Genomic DNA, 16,011 nt, shown 5'->3' on the forward strand with positions numbered 1-16,011 from the left:
GCGCGGAGCGGCCCGGGCCTGCTGGGCCCGGGCCGCTCAGCGCGGCCGGATACGGCGCAGGTCAGGCGGCGACGGTCTCGCCCGCGTGGCCGTGCAGGCGCGAGACGATCTCGGTGAGCTGCGCGGCGACCTCGGTGTCGTCGGCGGGGTGGGTCTGGGCGAAGCGGGTCAGGGAGCCGGGAATGGAGAGCTTCACGTCCTCCAGCACCTTGCCGCCCGCGATGCCCACGGACTTGCGGACCTCGTCCTGCGCCCACACGCCGCCGTACTGGCCGAAGGCGGTGCCGGCCACGACGACGGGCTTCCCGGCGAAGGAACCGGCGCCGTACGGGCGGGAGAGCCAGTCGATGGCGTTCTTCAGGACGGCCGGGATGGTGCCGTTGTACTCGGGGGTGAAGAACAGGAAGGCGTCGGCGCTCTGCACGGCGGCGCGGAGCTTCTCCGCGGAGGCCGGGACGCTGCCCTCCACGTCGATGTCCTCGTTGTAGAAGGGGATGTCGGCGAGGCCCTCGAACAGCTCGACCTCGGCGCCCTCCGGGGCCAGCTTGACGGCCGCCTCGGCGAGCTGGCGGTTGTGCGAACCGGCGCGCAGGCTGCCGACGAGGGCAAGGATACGGACAGACATGGGGGCTCCAGGGTGCTGAGTCATCGCTCTCTTACGATCCGGACCGGGGTCCGTTTAACTGTCTATCACCCCAAGCGGACCGCGGTCCAGTTCCGCCGGGGATGCTTTACGCTGTGTTCATGTCCAGCAGCCCGCCGCACCTCCCGACCTCGCCCGGCCCCGTCGGCGAGCCGCGGCTGCTCACGATCGGCTCCGCCCCGGACGACGACGCCGGAAGCGGCCTCAGGGCGGACGCCGCACGCAACCGCGCCCGGCTCCTGGAGGCCGCCGGACGGCTGGTCGCCGAGCACGGCCCCGGGGGAGTGACCATGGAGGACGTGGCCGCCGCCGCCTCCGTGGGTAAGGGGACCGTCTTCCGCCGCTTCGGCGACCGCGCCGGGCTGCTGACCGCATTGCTTGACCACACCACGAAGCAGTTGCAGGCCGACCTGATCGGCGGTCCTGCGCCGCTGGGGCCCGGCGCGCCGCCCGACGAGCGGCTGCGCGCGTTCGGGGTCGCGGTCCTGCGCCGGTCGGCCGAGCAGCTGGAGCTGCACCTGGCCGCCCAGCCGGAACCGGAGCGGCGGCTCGCGCACCCCTCGCACCGCGTGCTCGTCACCCACGTCACGATCCTCCTGCGGGAGCTCGTGCCGGAGGCCGACTGCGTGCTCCAGGCACAGGCGCTGATGGGCTACCTCGACCCGGCCTTGATCCACTACCTGACGAAGCGGTGCTCCATGCCGCTGGAGCGGCTGGAGGCGGGCTGGTTCGACCTGGTCGCCCGGGTCACCGGGACCGGCCCGACCCGCTGAGCCGCCCGGGGCGCCTGGGCGCGAGCGCGTCCGCGTCCGGCCGCCCGTACGTCTCCTCATCGGCGCCGCGAGCGGCGCCGATCAGTCAGGCGCGCGGCCCCAGCGGGTGGGCGAAGCCCTGCGCGGCGATCCGCGCGGCGACCTCCAGCAGGTCCCGCGCGAACTCCTCGATCGCCGGGGCGGGGATCCGTGCGCTGGGGCCGCTGAGGGAGAGCGAGGCGACCACCACGCCCGACTGGGAGCGGATGGGTACGGCCACGGCGGTCAGGCCGATGTCGCGCTCGCCCTGGCTGGCCGCGAAGCCGTGCTCGGTGGCCTCGTCCGCCCACAGCCGCAACTGCTGGGCGTGCGCCACACCGTGCGGCGATGCGGCGGCGATACGTTGGAGCAGGCCGTCGGTGGCGCCGATGAGCAGCACCTTCGACGACGCGCCCGCCCACAGGGGCAGTTCGTCGCCGACCCGCACCACGTGCCGCAGCGGTTGCGGGCTCTCCTGCTGGGCGACACAGACACGGTGGATGTCGCGCCGGATCATGAGGTTGGCCGTCTCGCCGCGCCGGTCGGACAGCTCGCGCAGCAGCTTCTGGGTGTCGGCCGGCAACTCCCAGCTGGTGTGCGCCAGATGGGCCCAGCGCCACAGGCCGGGCCCCGCCGTGTAACCGCCGGGGGTGGCCCACAGCAGGCCGTACTGTTCGAGCGTCTGCACCAGGCGCACCACGGTGGTCTTCGGCAGGCCGGTGGCCTCGACCATGTCCCGTAGCGGAACGGTGGGCCGGTCCTCGGTCAGCAGCGACAGGATGTCCAGAGCGCGGCGCACGCTGCGTACTCCGCCCTGACCTTGTTCCAGGTCCATGCTCTCTCCTCGGTGAATTCGCCCGACGGCCGCGCCCGGCGGGCACGGCACTGCTGCGACAGCATCCACCAGCACCGCTCCGCCGGGAAATCGAGGTTCTGCACCTCCGGCGCTCCGTCAGCCGCGCGCCCGCCACCACCGGGGCCGGCATCGGCAACTCGACGCGATCCACGCCCTGTTCCCCGTGCTCGACGAGGTGTGCTCGACGAGGTGCGCCACCGCCTCGCGGCGCGCTCTCGGGCGGCCGACAGCAGATGCCCGCGAGGAACTCCGGGCGAAGTCCGCGCCGAAGGCTTCCCGCCCCCTCCGCACCCTGGTAGAGATAACGGACTGGTCCGTACATTGCCGCTGTCGCCCTTCCTTCTGCCCGTGTGGAGTCGCAGTGACCCAGAACTCGTACCTCCTGGCGCTCGTCGGAACGGGCACAGGGCACTCCCTCGGCCCCGCGCTCCACGAACGGGAAGCCCGTCGGCACGGGGCGCGGTGCCTCTACCGACTGCTCGACGCGGACCTGCCGCAGCACGCGCCGGACGCGGTCGGCCGGCTGCTCCGCTCCGCCCGGCTGCTCGGCTTCGACGGCCTGCACATCACCCACCCCTACCAGCGGCTCGTGTTCGCGCACCTCGACGAGCCGGCCGCGTCGGCGGTGCGGGTCGGCGCCGTCAACACCGTGGTCCTCACGCCCGACGGGAGGGCCGTGGGCCACAACACGGACCTCGCGGGCTTCGCGGCCGCCTTCGCGCGCGGCCTGCCCGGCGCGCCCCTGGGCGACGTGGTGCAACTGGGGGCGGGGAGCGCCGGGGCGGCCGTCGCCCACGCACTCCTCGACCTCGGCGTCGAGCGGCTGACCATCGCCGACCCGCTCCACCAGCGCGCCCACGACCTGGCGAAACTCCTCAACGAGACCGCCGGACCCGACCGGGCGCGGGCCCGCACCCTGTCGGAGGCCGCGGCCCTCACCGCGGTGGCCGACGGTCTGGTCAACGCCTCGCCCGTCGGCGCCCACCCCGATCCCCGGCTGCCGCTGCCGGAGGCGGCCCTGCACCCCGGCCTCTGGGTGGCCGACCTCACCTACCACCCGCTGTGCTCCCCGCTCCTGCACGCCGCCGGCGCTCTGGGCTGCCCCGTCCTGCACGGCGGGGGGATGCTCGTCCACCAGGCGGCGGAGACCTTCCGCCTCGTCACCGGCCTGGAGCCGCGCGTCTCCCACATGCTGGCCGACTTCGCGGAGCTCACCGCGGAGGTGAGCGCCCACTCCTGAGGCCGCCACCGGCAGCCTTCCGGAGTGCACGATTCCGCGGCACCTCACAGACTGGGGCAGTACCACCCGCGCCCAGGAGCTGGGAGTTGTCGTGAGCGCACACCCGCCGCTGCCCGGACCGCCCTCCCGGAAGATCCGGGTCGCCTCGGTACCGGCGGGCCATGTGTATGTACGGCACTGCTCCGCGCCGGAGCCCGACGGCGTCACCCGGCTGCCCGACCCGCGTCCCAACGGCGCCCCCAGCACCTCGCAGCGCTGGTGGCCGCCGGTGATGCTCGACCCGGAGTGGGTCACCGCCAACCACCGGGAATTCGACGTCTTCCACCTGCACTTCGGGTTCGACGCGCAGAGCCCCGACGAGCTGACCGCGCTCGTGGACACCCTGCGCCGGCACGACAGACCGCTGGTCTACACGGTGCACGACCTGCGCAACCCGCACCAGCCGGACCCCGCCGTCCACGACGCCGCCCTCGACGTGCTCGTCCCGGCCGCGGACCGGCTGCTCACGCTCACCCCCGGCGCGGCCCACGTCCTGCACCGCCGCTGGAACCGTACGGCGACGGTCCTGCCCCACCCCCACGTGGTCGAACTGTCGCGCTCCGCCCGCCCCCGGCCACCCCACGAGGGCTTCCGGGTGGGCGTGCACGCCAAGAGCCTGCGGGCCAACATGTCCGTACTCCCCGTCGTCCGCGTGCTCGCCGAGACGGTCGCCGAACTCCCGGACGCGCAACTCCAGGTCAACATCCACCGCGACGTGGCCGAACCCGGCTCCCCGGCGCACGCCCCGCGGCTGATGGCCGCCCTGCGTGAACTCGCCGGACAGGGCCGCCTCACGCTCACCGTGCACGACTACTTCGACGACGCCCGGCTCTGGGAGTACCTCGAGTCCCTGGACCTGTCCGTGCTGCCGTACGTCTTCGGCACCCACTCGGGCTGGCTGGAGGCGTGCCACGACCTCGGCACCGCGGTCGCCGCCCCGGACTGCGGCTTCTACGCCCAGCAGCGCCCCTGCCACACCTACGGGCACACCCAGGGAGGCGGCCTGGACGAGGAGTCGCTCCGCAAGGCGGTGCTCACCGCGTTCGCGGAGAGACCGGCGCCGAAGGCGAGCGCGGAGCAACGGGCACGGGAACGCGCGGAGATCGCGGCCGCCCACCGCGCGCTCTACGAGGACGTGCTGCGGTGAGCACCCTGCGCGTGGCCCTCATCGCGTCGGCGCGCCATCCGATCAGCGAACCCTTCGCAGGCGGCCTCGAAGCCCACACCTGGTGGCTGGCGCACGCCCTCATCAGACGCGGCCACCACGTGGAACTGTTCGCGGCACCCGGCTCCGACCCGGCTCTGGGAGCCCGTGAACTGCCCGTGCGCGAAGTCGTGCTGAGCGCCGCCGCCCGGTCGGACACCAGCATGCCCGGCGCCGCGTGGATGGAGGAGCACCACGCCTACCTGGCGCTCATGCTGGACCTGGCCCGGGACGGCGAGCGACGGTTCGACGTCGTGCACAACAACAGCCTGCACTACCTCCCCGTCGCGATGGCGTCGGCCCTGCGCGTCCCGCTGATCACCACCCTGCACACCCCGCCCACCCCCTGGCTGGAGTCCGCCGTCCAGACCCATGACGCGGTCCCGGTGGCCTTCACCGCCGTCAGCCGGTTCACCGCGTCCGCCTGGCAGCCTCTGATCCCCTCCGCGCACGTCGTGCGCAACGGGGTCGACACCGGGTTCTGGCGGCCGGGCCCCGGCGGCAGCGACCTGGTCTGGTCGGGCCGTATGGTCCCCGAGAAGGGTCCCCACCTGGCGATCCGGGCCGCCCGCGCGGCCGGGGTCCCGCTGCGGCTCGCCGGGCCGATCGCGGACCGGCGCTACTTCGAGGAACAGGTGGCGCCGCTGCTCGGGGACGGCGCGGAGTACGTCGGCCACATCGACCGCGAGAGCCTCGTGCGACTGCTGCAGACCTCGGCGGCGGCCCTCGTCACGCCCAGCTGGGACGAACCGTACGGGCTGGTCGTCGCCGAGGCGCTGGCCTGCTCCACCCCGGTCTGCGGCTTCGACCGGGGCGCCCTCGCCGAGATCCTCACCCCCGACTGCGGGCTGCTCGCGCCCCCGGATGACGTCCAGGCCCTCGCCGAACTCATCCCGCGCGTCATGAAACTCGACCGGGGGGACGCCCGCGCGCGGGCGGAGCAGTTCTGCGCGCTCGACCGCACGGCCGACGCCTACACCGCCCTCTACGAAGAGGTGTCCGGGTGATCGGCTACTACGTGCACCACCAGGGCCGCGGTCACCTGCACCGTGCCCAGTGCGTCGCCGGGCACGTGGACGGGCCGGTCACCCTCCTGTCGTCCCTGCCCAGGCCGCGGACGTGGACGGGACCGTGGGTCGCCCTGCCGGCGGACAGCACGGACGAGCCCGTCGACCCCACGGCCCGCGGCCGGCTGCACTGGGTGCCGCGGCACCACCCGGGACACCGCGAACGCATGGCGGTCATCGCCGCGTGGATCAGGCGGCACCGGCCGTCCCTGTTCGTGACCGACGTGTCGGTGGAGGCCACGGTCCTGGCGCGGCTCATGGGCGTCCCGGTCGTGGTGATGGCCATGCGCGGCGACCGGTCCGACGCCGCCCACCGGCTCGGCTACGACCTCGCGGACGCGCTCGTCGCCCCCTGGCCGCACTCCCTGCCGGAACCCGGCTGGCCCGCCCCCTGGTACGACAAGACCCTGCACACCGGGAGCATCTCGCGCTACGACGGCCGCCCCCGCGCGCGGCCCCACGGCGGCGCAGGGGCCGGTGAGGTGGCCGTGCTGTCCGGCGCGGGCGGCACGGGGCTCACCGCCGCCGACCTGCGCGCGGCGGAACGGGCCACCCCCGGCTGGACCTGGACCGTCCTGGGCGGCCACGAGGGTGCCTGGCACGACGACCCCTGGCCCGTGCTCTGCCGCGCCCGCGTCGTGGTCACCCACGCCGGACAGAACGCGATCGCGGAGTGCGCCGCCGCCGGGGCCCCCGCCCTGGTCGTCCCGCAGGACCGGCCGCACGGTGAACAGCACGCCACCGCGCGGGCGTTGCGCGCGGCCGGCCTGGCGACCGTACGCGCGTCCTGGCCCGCCGCACAGGAGTGGCCCGCGCTCCTGGCGGAGACGGCCGCCCGGCCGGACCGCTGGGACCGGTGGTCCTTCGGCGACGGGGCCGCGCGCGCCGCGGGCCTGCTGACCGAACTGGCCGCCGACGCACCCGGGCAGGCCGTGTGCGTACCGCGGTGATCACCCTCGCGGCCGGCCGGCACCAGCACCTGCTGCTCCAGCAGGACGGTCTCGCCGCCGGTGGGCGCGGCCCCGACCAGTACGTGGTCGTCGCCATGGCGGACCCCGGCATCGCCCCGCTCGTCGCCGGGCGCGAGCCCCGGGCGCGCGTGCTCACCGTGCCGCTGTCCGAGGGGCGTCTGCCCCTGGCCGCCGCCCGCAACGAAGGCGCCGCACACGCCCTCGCGGACGGCGCGGACCTCCTGGTCTTCCTCGACGTGGACTGCGTACCGGGCCCCACGCTCCTCGACGGTTACGCCCGCGCGGCCGAGGACGGCGCGCTGCTGTGCGGCACCGTCGCCTACCTGCCGCCCCCGCCCGCCACCGGCTACCGGCTCGGCACCCTGGCTGACCTCGCGCCCGCGCACCCCGCGCGCCCGGCCCCGGCGCCGGGCGAGGTACGGCGCGGGGGAGACCCGCGCCTCTTCTGGTCCCTGTCCTTCGCCCTCACCGCCCGCACCTGGCACGAGGTCGGGGGCTTCTGCGAGGACTACACCGGATACGGGGGCGAGGACACCGACTTCGCCCTCGCGGCGGCGGACCGCGGGATCGATCTGTGGTGGGTCGGCGGCGCCCCCGCCTACCACCAGTACCACCCGACGCGGCACCCGCCGGTCCAGCACCTCGACGACATCCTCCGCAATGGGGCGCTCTTCAAACGGCGTTGGGGCACCTGGCCGATGGACGGCTGGCTGCGCGCGTTCGAAGCACGGGGCCTGGCGGTGTACGACGGCGGCTCGGACGTCTGGCACCGGGCCTGAGCGCGGCACCCGGCCGCCCGTAAAGCACTCGGGAGACCCGCCGTGAAGTGCGTAAAGTCCCCGGCATGGATCACAGCGCGCTCCGCGAGGCAGTAGACGAGGCGTTCGCCGTCACCGGTGCGGACACCCCGCCCTGGCCCGACCCGCACCCCGACGGCGACGTACGCGACGAGGAGTACTCGCGGTGCTCGCGGCCGGAGAAGTACCGCATCCTCGCCGCCCGCGCGGAGGCATGGTCGCGGGCGCTGCGCGGGCTCGGTCTCGCCGAGGCGCCGGAGCCGGCCGTCGACCCGGCGGCGCTGTGGCGAAGGCCCACCGAAACGGCCCTAGGGAGCGCGGTCCTGCTCCGCCCCGTGCGCGCGGGCGCGGCACCGCTGGTGTTCGGGTTCGCCGCCATCGAGGGGGCGCCCCGGACGGTTCTCCTGGTGGGCGCGGGGGAGCCCGCCACATCGCTGGGGACGCTGCCGGACTGCGGCTGCGACGCGTGCGACGACGGCTCCGAGCACCTGATCGAGGTGGTCGACGAGCTCGTCGGCGCCGTGGTCACCGGCGCGTTCGTGCACATCGGCGCGGGGCGGGGCCGGGAGATCGTCGCCACGGGGGACAGCTGGTCGGCGAGCAACTGGGACGACGAGCGGGCGCCGATCGAGGAAGCGGTCGCCGCGGCGCGGGCGGGCCGGTCGCCGTACGAGGTCGTGGCCGGGCGGCCCTGGGGGTGAGGCGCCGGATCCGGCAGCACTCAGGAAGCAACAGAAACTGACGTCGATATTGTCTCGGTTGTGTTCTCTTTCTAGGGTGGGCGCGACTCAACAGGCGTTCCTGGCCTCACCGGTTGCACATCCCTGCACTTGACGAAGGGCACAGTCATGCCGCACCCGCACCGCGTGTACGTAAGCCGTCGTCGCCTCCTGGAAGCGGGCGCGGCCGTGCTCGGCGCGCTCGCGCTGCCCACCGCGCTCCCCGCCGCCCGGGCCCTCGGCGCCACCGCGAAGGGCGTCGCCGCCGACGGTGACGAGTGGAACGGGCACATCGACCTCTTCCGGCTCGGCACCGAGCCCGCCCACACCACCCTCATGCCGTACGGAAGCGTGCGCCAGGCCCTCGCCGCCGACCGCACCGCGTCCCCGTACCGGCAGAGCCTCGACGGCGACTGGAAGTTCGCCTACGTGGAGCGGCCCGCCGACAAGCTCGACGACTTCTACCGCACCGATCTCGACGACTCCGGCTGGGAGACCACCCCGGTCCCGTCGGCCTGGCAGCTGCACGGTCACGACGTCCCGATCTACGTCAACATCACCTACCCCTGGTGGGGGCCGAACGGGCACGGCGAGGAGGCACAGCCGCCCGCCGCGCCGACCCGGTACAACCCCGTCGGCCAGTACCGGCGGACCTTCACCGTGCCGAGGGGCTGGGCCGGGCGGCGGACCTTCCTGCACTTCGAGGGCGTCAAGGCGGCCCACTACGTCTGGGTCAACGGGCAGTTGGCCGGATACCACGAGGACTCGTACACCCCCGCCGAGTACGACATCACCCCGTACCTGAAGGACGGCACCAACCAGATAGCCGTCGAGGTCTACCGCTACTCGGACGGCGACTGGCTCCAGGACCAGGACATGATCCGCCTGAGCGGCATCTTCCGCTCCGTCTATCTCTTCTCGACGCCCACGGTCCACCTGCGGGACTTCAAGATAGAGACGCCGCTCGGCGACGGCCACACCTCGGCCCGGCTGTCGGTCACGGCAAGCGTGCGGGACTACGCGGGCGACGCCGACGGATCGACGTACACCGTCGAGACACAGCTCTACGACGCCGCCGGCCACGCCGTCTGGGCCCGGCCGCTGACACGGTCCGCCGCGCTCACCGGATCCGAGGTGAGGGTCGAGGCCGCCAGGTCCGTCCCCGCGCCGCGCCTCTGGTCCGCCGAGGACCCCTACCTCTACACCGCCGTCCTCCGGCTCCGCGACCCCGCGGGCAAGGTCGTCGAGACGCTCTCGCACCGCGTCGGCCTGCGCGAGTTCGCCCTCGAGGACGGACTCATGCGGATCAACGGACAGCCCGTCTCCCTGCGCGGCACCAACCGCCACGAGATGCACCCGGAGCGCGGCTCGGCCCTCAGCCGCGCCGACATGGTCCAGGACATCCGCATCATCAAGCAGCTGAACATCAACTCCGTACGCACCTCGCACTACCCCAACAACCCGCTCTGGCTCGAACTCGCCGACGAGTACGGCCTCTACCTCGTCGACGAGACCAACCTGGAGACCCACGGCATCAACGGCTCCTATCCCGGCAGCCGCGCCGACTGGACCACGGTGTGCGTGGCCCGCGCGCAGAACATGGTCCACCGCGACAAGAACCACGCCTGCGTCGTCATCTGGTCGCTCGGCAACGAGGCCGGCGGCGGCTCCGCCTTCAGCGCCATGTACGACTGGATCCACGCCTACGACCCGACCCGCGTCATCCACTACGAGGGCGACGACCGGCCGGGTGTGAGCGACATCCGCTCGAAGATGTACGAGTCGCCGAGCAGAGTCGAGGCCCGCGCGAAGGACACCACCGACACCCGCCCGTACGTGATGGTGGAGTACGCCCACTCGATGGGGAACTCGACCGGCAACTTCAAGGAGTACTGGGACGTCGTCCGCCGCCACGACGTCCTGCAGGGCGGCTGGATCTGGGACTTCGTCGACCAGGCGCTGGACTGGCCCACACCGAGGAGGGAGTTGCTGACCGAGACCGGCCCCGCGGCGCTGAAGGGCGAGGTCATCAACCCCTCGGGCACGTTCAGCCGCGACAAGGGTGTCTCTGGGGCGACCGTCTTCGCCCGCGACGACCGGCTCGACCTGCGGGGCTCGCTCACCCTGGAGGCGTGGGTGACCCCGCGCTACCGCGGCTACGACCAGCCGATCCTGGCGAAGGGCGACACCCAGTACGCGCTCAAGCAGTCCGGGAAGACCCTGGAGTTCTTCATCCACTCCGACGGCCAGTGGAGCACGGCGTCCTGGGCCACCCCGGACGACGGCTGGACGGGCCGCGAGCACCACGTCGCGGGTGTCTTCGACGCGGACGCCGGGACGCTGACCCTGTACGTGGACGGCGCGGTGAAGGCGACGAAGGCGACCACCCGCAAGCCGTCCGGCAACACCGCATCGCTGTCGCTCGGCGGTGAAGTCGACAACTCCACACGGGAGTTCAGCGGCACGATCCGGCGGGCCGGCGTCTACGCACGCGCACTGACCGCCGATGAACTGACCGACGGCGGCCGCGGCCCGGACGGCGACGGCGTGCGCTTCTGGTTCGACGCGCGCACGGCAGGACACGAGGCGAAGAAGGCCCGGGCCAAGACCTTCCCCGCGTACGGCGGCGACTGGGGCGACAACCCCAACGACGGCGCCTTCAGCGGCGACGGCATCGTCCTGCCCGACCGCGGCCACACCGGAAAGGCGGCCGAGGTCAAGCGGATCTACCAGGCCATCGGCGCGACACGCAAGAGCGGCGGCGCCCCCGGCGAGATCACCCTCACCAACGAGAACCTCTTCACCAACCTCCGCGCCTGGCACGGGACATGGGAGCTGGCCGTCGACGGACAGGTCGAACGGCGCGGCAGCCTCACCCGCGCCCAGCTCGACATCGCACCGCTGAGCAGCAAGGACATCACCCTGCCGGTGAAGCTGCCGGACCACCCCGCGCCCGGCGCCGAGTACTTCCTCCAGCTCTCCTTCACGCCCAGGGAGCGCACTCCCTGGGCGGACGAGGGCTACGAGGTGGCGCGCGTGCAACTGCCCCTGGACGCGGGCAGCCCCGAGGTCGTCCCCGTACCGCTCGCGGACGTCCCGGCGCTCTCGTACGAGGACGGCGACTCCGGCGTCAGCGTCACCGGGAAGGGGTTCGAGGTCACCGTCGACAAGTCGACCGGGCTCATCACGACGTTCCAGGCGGGCGGCACGAAGCTGCTCCTCTCGGGCGCGGTCCCCAACTTCTGGCGCGCCCCGACCGACAACGACCGCGGCAACGGCCAGCACACCCGCAACCAGACCTGGCGGGACGCGGGCGCGCGGCGCAGGGTGACGGGCGTGACGGTGCGCGAACTGGCCGGCCGCGCCGTCGAGATCACCGTCAAGGGCACGCTGCCGACCACCACCGAGTCGGCGTACAGCACGACGTACACCGTCTTCGGCAACGGCGAGATCAAGGTCGACAACACTCTCCACCCGGGCGCCTCGACCCTTCCCTACCTCCCCGAGGTCGGCACGCTCCTGCACCTCCCCGCGTCCCTCGCGCGGCTGCACTACTACGGCCGCGGCCCCGAGGAGAACCACTGGGACCGCAACGACGGTACGGACGTGGGGCGTTGGTCATCCACCGTGCCCGACCAGTGGACCCCCTACATCCGGCCGCAGGAGAACGGCAACAAGACCGACGTGCGCTGGGCGGCGCTCACCGACCGGCGCGGGCGGGGCCTGCTCGTGTGGGGTGACGAGCTCCTGGAGGTCAACGCCTCGCACTTCACCCCGGAGGACCTCTCCGTCGGCGCCCGCCACGACTACCAGCTCACCCCGCGCGACGAGGTCGTCCTGCGCGTCAACCACCGGCAGATGGGCGTCGGCGGCGACAACAGCTGGGGCGCGCACACGCACGACGCGTACAAACTGCTCGCCGACCGGGACTACGCGTACACGTACCGGCTGCGGCTGATCACCGACGTGGAGGAGGCGGGGCGGCTGACGCGGCGGCCCACAGCGGTGCGGTAGCCGCGCACCTCCGCAGAAGGAACCCGGTGGAGTGGGCCGCGTACCGGAGCGGCTCACTCCACCGTCGCGTCGACCGCCCGCGTCCGGTCAGCCCCGGCGGTAGGCGCTGCGTCCCACCGCGGAGAGCAGCGAGCCGATGGTCGCGCCGATCACGAGGTACACCACGGCCGTCGCGATCTTCGGCCACAGGTCCGCGCCGGTGGTGAACGGGAGCAGCACCATGACCGCCGTGGCCAGGGCGACGATCCAGCTGAAGAAGCGCCCCGGCTGCGGCGTCAGCAGGATCAGAAGATGCAGCAGCGCCGTCGCCATGAGGGCCGCGACGGCCGCGCCGACGGCGAGTACCCCCGTGGTGGCGTTGCCCATGGCGCCGTCGCCCTCCGGCGCGAAGACGGGGATGCCGAGGACACCGCGTACGAAGAGCAGCGCGACGGCGGCGGTCAGGGCCGCGACCAGCGCCGTCACGGCCCCGCCCGCCCACAGCCGGCCGGCGTCGGCCCGCGGGCTCGGCGCGGGCCGCACGGGATCGGAGGAGTAGTACGTCGGCGCGGCGTACGACGGGTCGTGGTGCGGAGGGACAGGGCGGCCGTACGGTCCGTCGGGGTTCTCCACGTGCGGACACTCCTCACAGAACGGGGGGCGGATGACAGCGGACGTGCCCGCCATCCGTACCCGGTGAGGATCTTGAGCGCGCCTCGCGCTCCGCCGACAGGGTGAGCGGCGGATTCTGCACCATGCCGGTGGCGTCTGTCGGCGGTATGGAGAAGTTCGCCGAGAAGTCATATGCCGTCGGTCAGTGTGGTGCTGCCTGCCTTCGAGTAGATGGGATGGTGGGGGATCCGTGACCGCGGATCCCGGATCGATGGTCTCCTTACCGGAGTCGACGAACTCTTGTGGCGCAGGTCTGGCAGCGCGGCTCCGTGACGCCCGGATCGCGGTGGTGACGGTGGACACGGGCGGCACCGTGCTGTCCTACAGCGAGCCGGCCGCGTCGTTGCTGACGGCTGTCCGGGTCGGTGCGGCGTTCGGCGACGCCGCGCCCTCCTGGCTGGCCGAGGCGCACCGGCGACGGGCCGGCGGCGGTGCGGGGGAGGAGGCGCCGGTGTGGGCGGCCGGGCGGATCGGCGGACGGCGGGTGCGGGCGCTGGCCGGGCCGGCGACGGACGATGCGATGTCCTGGTGGCTGGTGGACGACAGCGAACCGGGCGGCGGCCCGGGGGAGTTGACGCACGAGCGGACGAGCGCCGCGCTGCTGGAGGAGCTGTCGGGCGGACTACCGACGGCCCTCGACGTCGAGCAGTGCCAGGCGATGGTCGTGGAGCGGGCCGCACGCCACCTGGCCGACGCGGCGGTCCTGGTCGCCGCGGACGACGGGCGCGCCTACTCGGTGACCCGGTGCACCGGCGGCGAACCGGTGACCCAGGAGCGGATCGTCCTCGACCCCGGCCAGGTGCCGGGCGTGGCCGAGGCGCTGGCGGGGCTGCCCGGGGCCACCGCCGCCGCCGAATGGACCGATCCGCAGCGGCTTCCGGGCTGGGCGATGCCCGGCGGGCGCGCGGACGGCACCACCAGGATCGGCTCCCTCCTGGTGGTACCGCTGCCGGGGCACGGCGCGTCGGCCGGGTGCCTGATCCTGCTGCGCCGCCGCCCGGCCGCGTTCACCCCCGCCGACCGGGCCTTCGCCGAGCTCTTCGCCGCACGCGCGGGCGCCGCGCTCTCGCTCGCCCGGGCCCACGCCCGCCAGGCGCACGTCACCGAGGTGCTGATCCGGGAACTGCTGCCACCACCCCTGGGCCGGGTGCACGGCATCGACTTCTCCGGCCGCTACCGCGCCTCGGCACCCGGCGACCGCATCGGCGGCGACTTCTACGATCTCCACCCCGCGCAGACACCGGACGCCGAGACCGTCGCGGTCCTGGGCGACGTGTGCGGCAAAGGGCTGGAGGCCGCCGTCGTCACCGGCACGATCCGCACGGCCCTGCGGGCACTGCTGCCGTTCGCCGCCGACCACGGCCACCTGCTGACCCTCCTCAACACGGCACTGCTGTCCGCGGACCGGACCCCCTTCGCCACCCTGGTCCTCGTCACCGCGAGGCGTCAGGGCGCGGAGGCACGGCTGCGGATCACCAGCGCGGGCCACCCCGCCCCCCTGATCGTGCGCACCACCGGCCGGGTCGAAGAGGTCCCGGCATCCGGCACGCTGCTCGGCGCGCTCGCGGAACCGGAGTTCACCACCACCGAGGTCACCCTGCGGCCCACGGAGACCTGCCTGCTGTACTCCGACGGGATCACCGAAGCGCGCGGCGGGCCGCTGGGCAGCGCGATGTTCGGCGAGGACAGGCTGCGCACCGTGCTCGCCCAGTGCGCCGGAATGCCGGCCGAGGTGGTCACCGAACGGGTGCAGATGATCGCGGGCCAGTGGCTGGGCGAGGGCCGCAGCGACGACATGGCCGTCCTCGGGATCGGCGCGCCCCGGCACGACCCCCGACAACCCTCAGAGCCTGTCTTTGAACGAGCAGAGACCCGGAGAAGGTGAACCACATGACCGGTGGCGAGGACGCGTACTCCTTCGACGACCCCCGTGAGCACCTGTGGCAGGCACTCATCGACTGCGACGAGATCCGCGCCGTCGCCCTCGTGCGCCGCGTGCTCGACGCGGCAGCGGCCCGGCAGACACCCGGCGCGGCCGCCGCGCGGACGCGGGGCGCGGCGGAACGGGTCCTGCTGGAACTGATCGCACCGGTCCAGGAACGGCTGGGCCTGGCCTGGGCGGCCGACGACATCACGGTCGCGCAGGAGCACGCCGCCACGGCGATCAGCGAACGGTGCGTCGCGGCCGTCGCCGACGCCACCGTGCCCGCTCCCGCCGACACGGTGAGGGAGCGGATCCTGGTGGCGTGCGTCGACGGCGAATGGCACGCTCTGCCCGCGCGTCTGGTCAGCGAGGTCCTGCGCCTGCGCGGCTGGCGCGTCGACTACCTCGGGGCGCAGGTCCCCACCGAACACCTGGTCGCGCACCTGCGCCGCGTCCACACCCACGCGGTGCTGCTGTCCTCGTCGATCCCGACTCTTCTGCCCGGCGCCCACCTCGCGATCAGCGCCTGCCGGAGCGCCGGCGTCCCGGTACTGGCCGGAGGCGCCGCGTTCGGTCCACAGGGCCTCTACGCCCGGCTGATGCGGGCCCAGTGGGCGAAGGACGCACCGGGCGCGGCCGCCCTCCTCGACCGGGGCCTGACACGACCCGGTCCGCGCGTAGCCCGCCTGCCCGACCTGGACCTGCCGCACCTGAACGACCAGGAGTACACCCTGGTCCGACGGACGAGGCCGCGCCTGGTGAAGCAGACCCTCGTCGACGTCGAGGCGGACTTTCCGCAGATGCGCCACTACAGCGCCTACCAGGCGGAGCGCACCGCCGAGGACATCGACCACATCGTCAGCCACCTCGCCACCGCCCTCTACGTCGACGACCCCGGCCTCTTCACCCGGTTCCTCACCTGGACCGCCGACATCCTGGCAGCCCGCGGCGTGCCGCCCCGGTGCCTGCTCCCCGCCCTGGAATCGCTGCTGGACCAGCTCAAGGACTTCCCCCGCGTGGTCGGTGTCCTCCACCGCGCCCGCCACTTCCTGCGCACTCCTCCCGGCCCGCCACAACCCACCTGACCGAGGAGGT

The 16,011-nt window shown here is 73.5% G+C and carries 13 protein-coding genes; 10 read left to right on the plus strand and 3 right to left on the minus strand.

What is annotated here, in order from left to right:
• Positions 1-61: 61 nt before the first annotated feature.
• The gene (locus tag ACZ45E_RS24695; RefSeq protein WP_468224049.1) at positions 62-625 is read right to left on the minus strand and encodes an NAD(P)H-dependent oxidoreductase; all 564 of its coding nucleotides are present in this window, start codon (positions 623-625) and stop codon (positions 62-64) included.
• A gap of 101 nt (positions 626-726) precedes the next feature.
• Here ACZ45E_RS24695 and ACZ45E_RS24700 point away from each other — a divergent pair, with 101 nt between their 5' ends.
• The gene (locus tag ACZ45E_RS24700; protein ID WP_468224051.1) at positions 727-1,416 is read left to right on the plus strand and encodes a TetR/AcrR family transcriptional regulator; all 690 of its coding nucleotides are present in this window, start codon (positions 727-729) and stop codon (positions 1,414-1,416) included.
• 85 nt (positions 1,417-1,501) lie between these two features.
• Here the strand turns inward: ACZ45E_RS24700 and ACZ45E_RS24705 are convergent, their stop codons facing one another.
• Positions 1,502-2,269, minus strand: coding sequence for an IclR family transcriptional regulator (locus tag ACZ45E_RS24705; protein ID WP_468224054.1), 768 nt, complete (start codon positions 2,267-2,269; stop codon positions 1,502-1,504).
• A 382-nt stretch (positions 2,270-2,651) separates the two neighbouring features.
• Here ACZ45E_RS24705 and ACZ45E_RS24710 point away from each other — a divergent pair, with 382 nt between their 5' ends.
• From ACZ45E_RS24710 to ACZ45E_RS24740, 7 genes are all read left to right on the plus strand, one after another.
• Positions 2,652-3,530 (plus strand): shikimate dehydrogenase, encoded by an 879-nt coding sequence (locus ACZ45E_RS24710; protein WP_468224057.1) that lies wholly within the window; start codon positions 2,652-2,654, stop codon positions 3,528-3,530.
• 91 nt (positions 3,531-3,621) lie between these two features.
• Entirely contained in the window at positions 3,622-4,716 is a 1,095-nt protein-coding gene (locus tag ACZ45E_RS24715; RefSeq protein ID WP_468224059.1) for a glycosyltransferase family protein, read from the plus strand.
• Positions 4,713-5,780 (plus strand): glycosyltransferase family 4 protein, encoded by a 1,068-nt coding sequence (locus ACZ45E_RS24720; RefSeq protein ID WP_468224060.1) that lies wholly within the window; start codon positions 4,713-4,715, stop codon positions 5,778-5,780. The genes ACZ45E_RS24715 and ACZ45E_RS24720 overlap by 4 nt, the downstream gene beginning before the upstream one ends.
• Positions 5,777-6,790 (plus strand): glycosyltransferase, encoded by a 1,014-nt coding sequence (locus ACZ45E_RS24725; RefSeq protein WP_468224062.1) that lies wholly within the window; start codon positions 5,777-5,779, stop codon positions 6,788-6,790. The genes ACZ45E_RS24720 and ACZ45E_RS24725 overlap by 4 nt, the downstream gene beginning before the upstream one ends.
• Positions 6,775-7,590, plus strand: coding sequence for a glycosyltransferase family 2 protein (locus ACZ45E_RS24730; protein WP_468224064.1), 816 nt, complete (start codon positions 6,775-6,777; stop codon positions 7,588-7,590). The genes ACZ45E_RS24725 and ACZ45E_RS24730 overlap by 16 nt, the downstream gene beginning before the upstream one ends.
• A 65-nt stretch (positions 7,591-7,655) precedes the next feature.
• A complete protein-coding gene (locus ACZ45E_RS24735) occupies positions 7,656-8,309 on the plus strand; it encodes a DUF6226 family protein (protein ID WP_468224066.1) in 654 nt (217 codons plus the stop codon).
• A gap of 147 nt (positions 8,310-8,456) precedes the next feature.
• On the plus strand, positions 8,457-12,341 hold the full coding sequence (locus tag ACZ45E_RS24740) for a glycoside hydrolase family 2 TIM barrel-domain containing protein (RefSeq protein WP_468224067.1): 3,885 nt from the start codon (positions 8,457-8,459) through the stop codon (positions 12,339-12,341).
• A gap of 87 nt (positions 12,342-12,428) precedes the next feature.
• Here ACZ45E_RS24740 and ACZ45E_RS24745 read toward each other — a convergent pair whose 3' ends face one another.
• Entirely contained in the window at positions 12,429-12,953 is a 525-nt protein-coding gene (locus ACZ45E_RS24745) for a DUF6069 family protein (RefSeq protein WP_468224069.1), read from the minus strand.
• A 328-nt stretch (positions 12,954-13,281) separates the two neighbouring features.
• Between ACZ45E_RS24745 and ACZ45E_RS24750 the strand changes: the two genes are divergently transcribed.
• Positions 13,282-14,877 carry a PP2C family protein-serine/threonine phosphatase gene (locus ACZ45E_RS24750; RefSeq protein WP_468224072.1) on the plus strand — a complete coding sequence of 532 codons (1,596 nt, stop codon included), beginning with the start codon at positions 13,282-13,284 and terminating at the stop codon, positions 14,875-14,877.
• A 5-nt stretch (positions 14,878-14,882) separates the two neighbouring features.
• Entirely contained in the window at positions 14,883-16,001 is a 1,119-nt protein-coding gene (locus ACZ45E_RS24755; RefSeq protein ID WP_468224075.1) for a cobalamin B12-binding domain-containing protein, read from the plus strand.
• Positions 16,002-16,011 lie beyond the last annotated feature (10 nt).

Source organism: Streptomyces sp. NPDC030991, assembly GCF_055571235.1.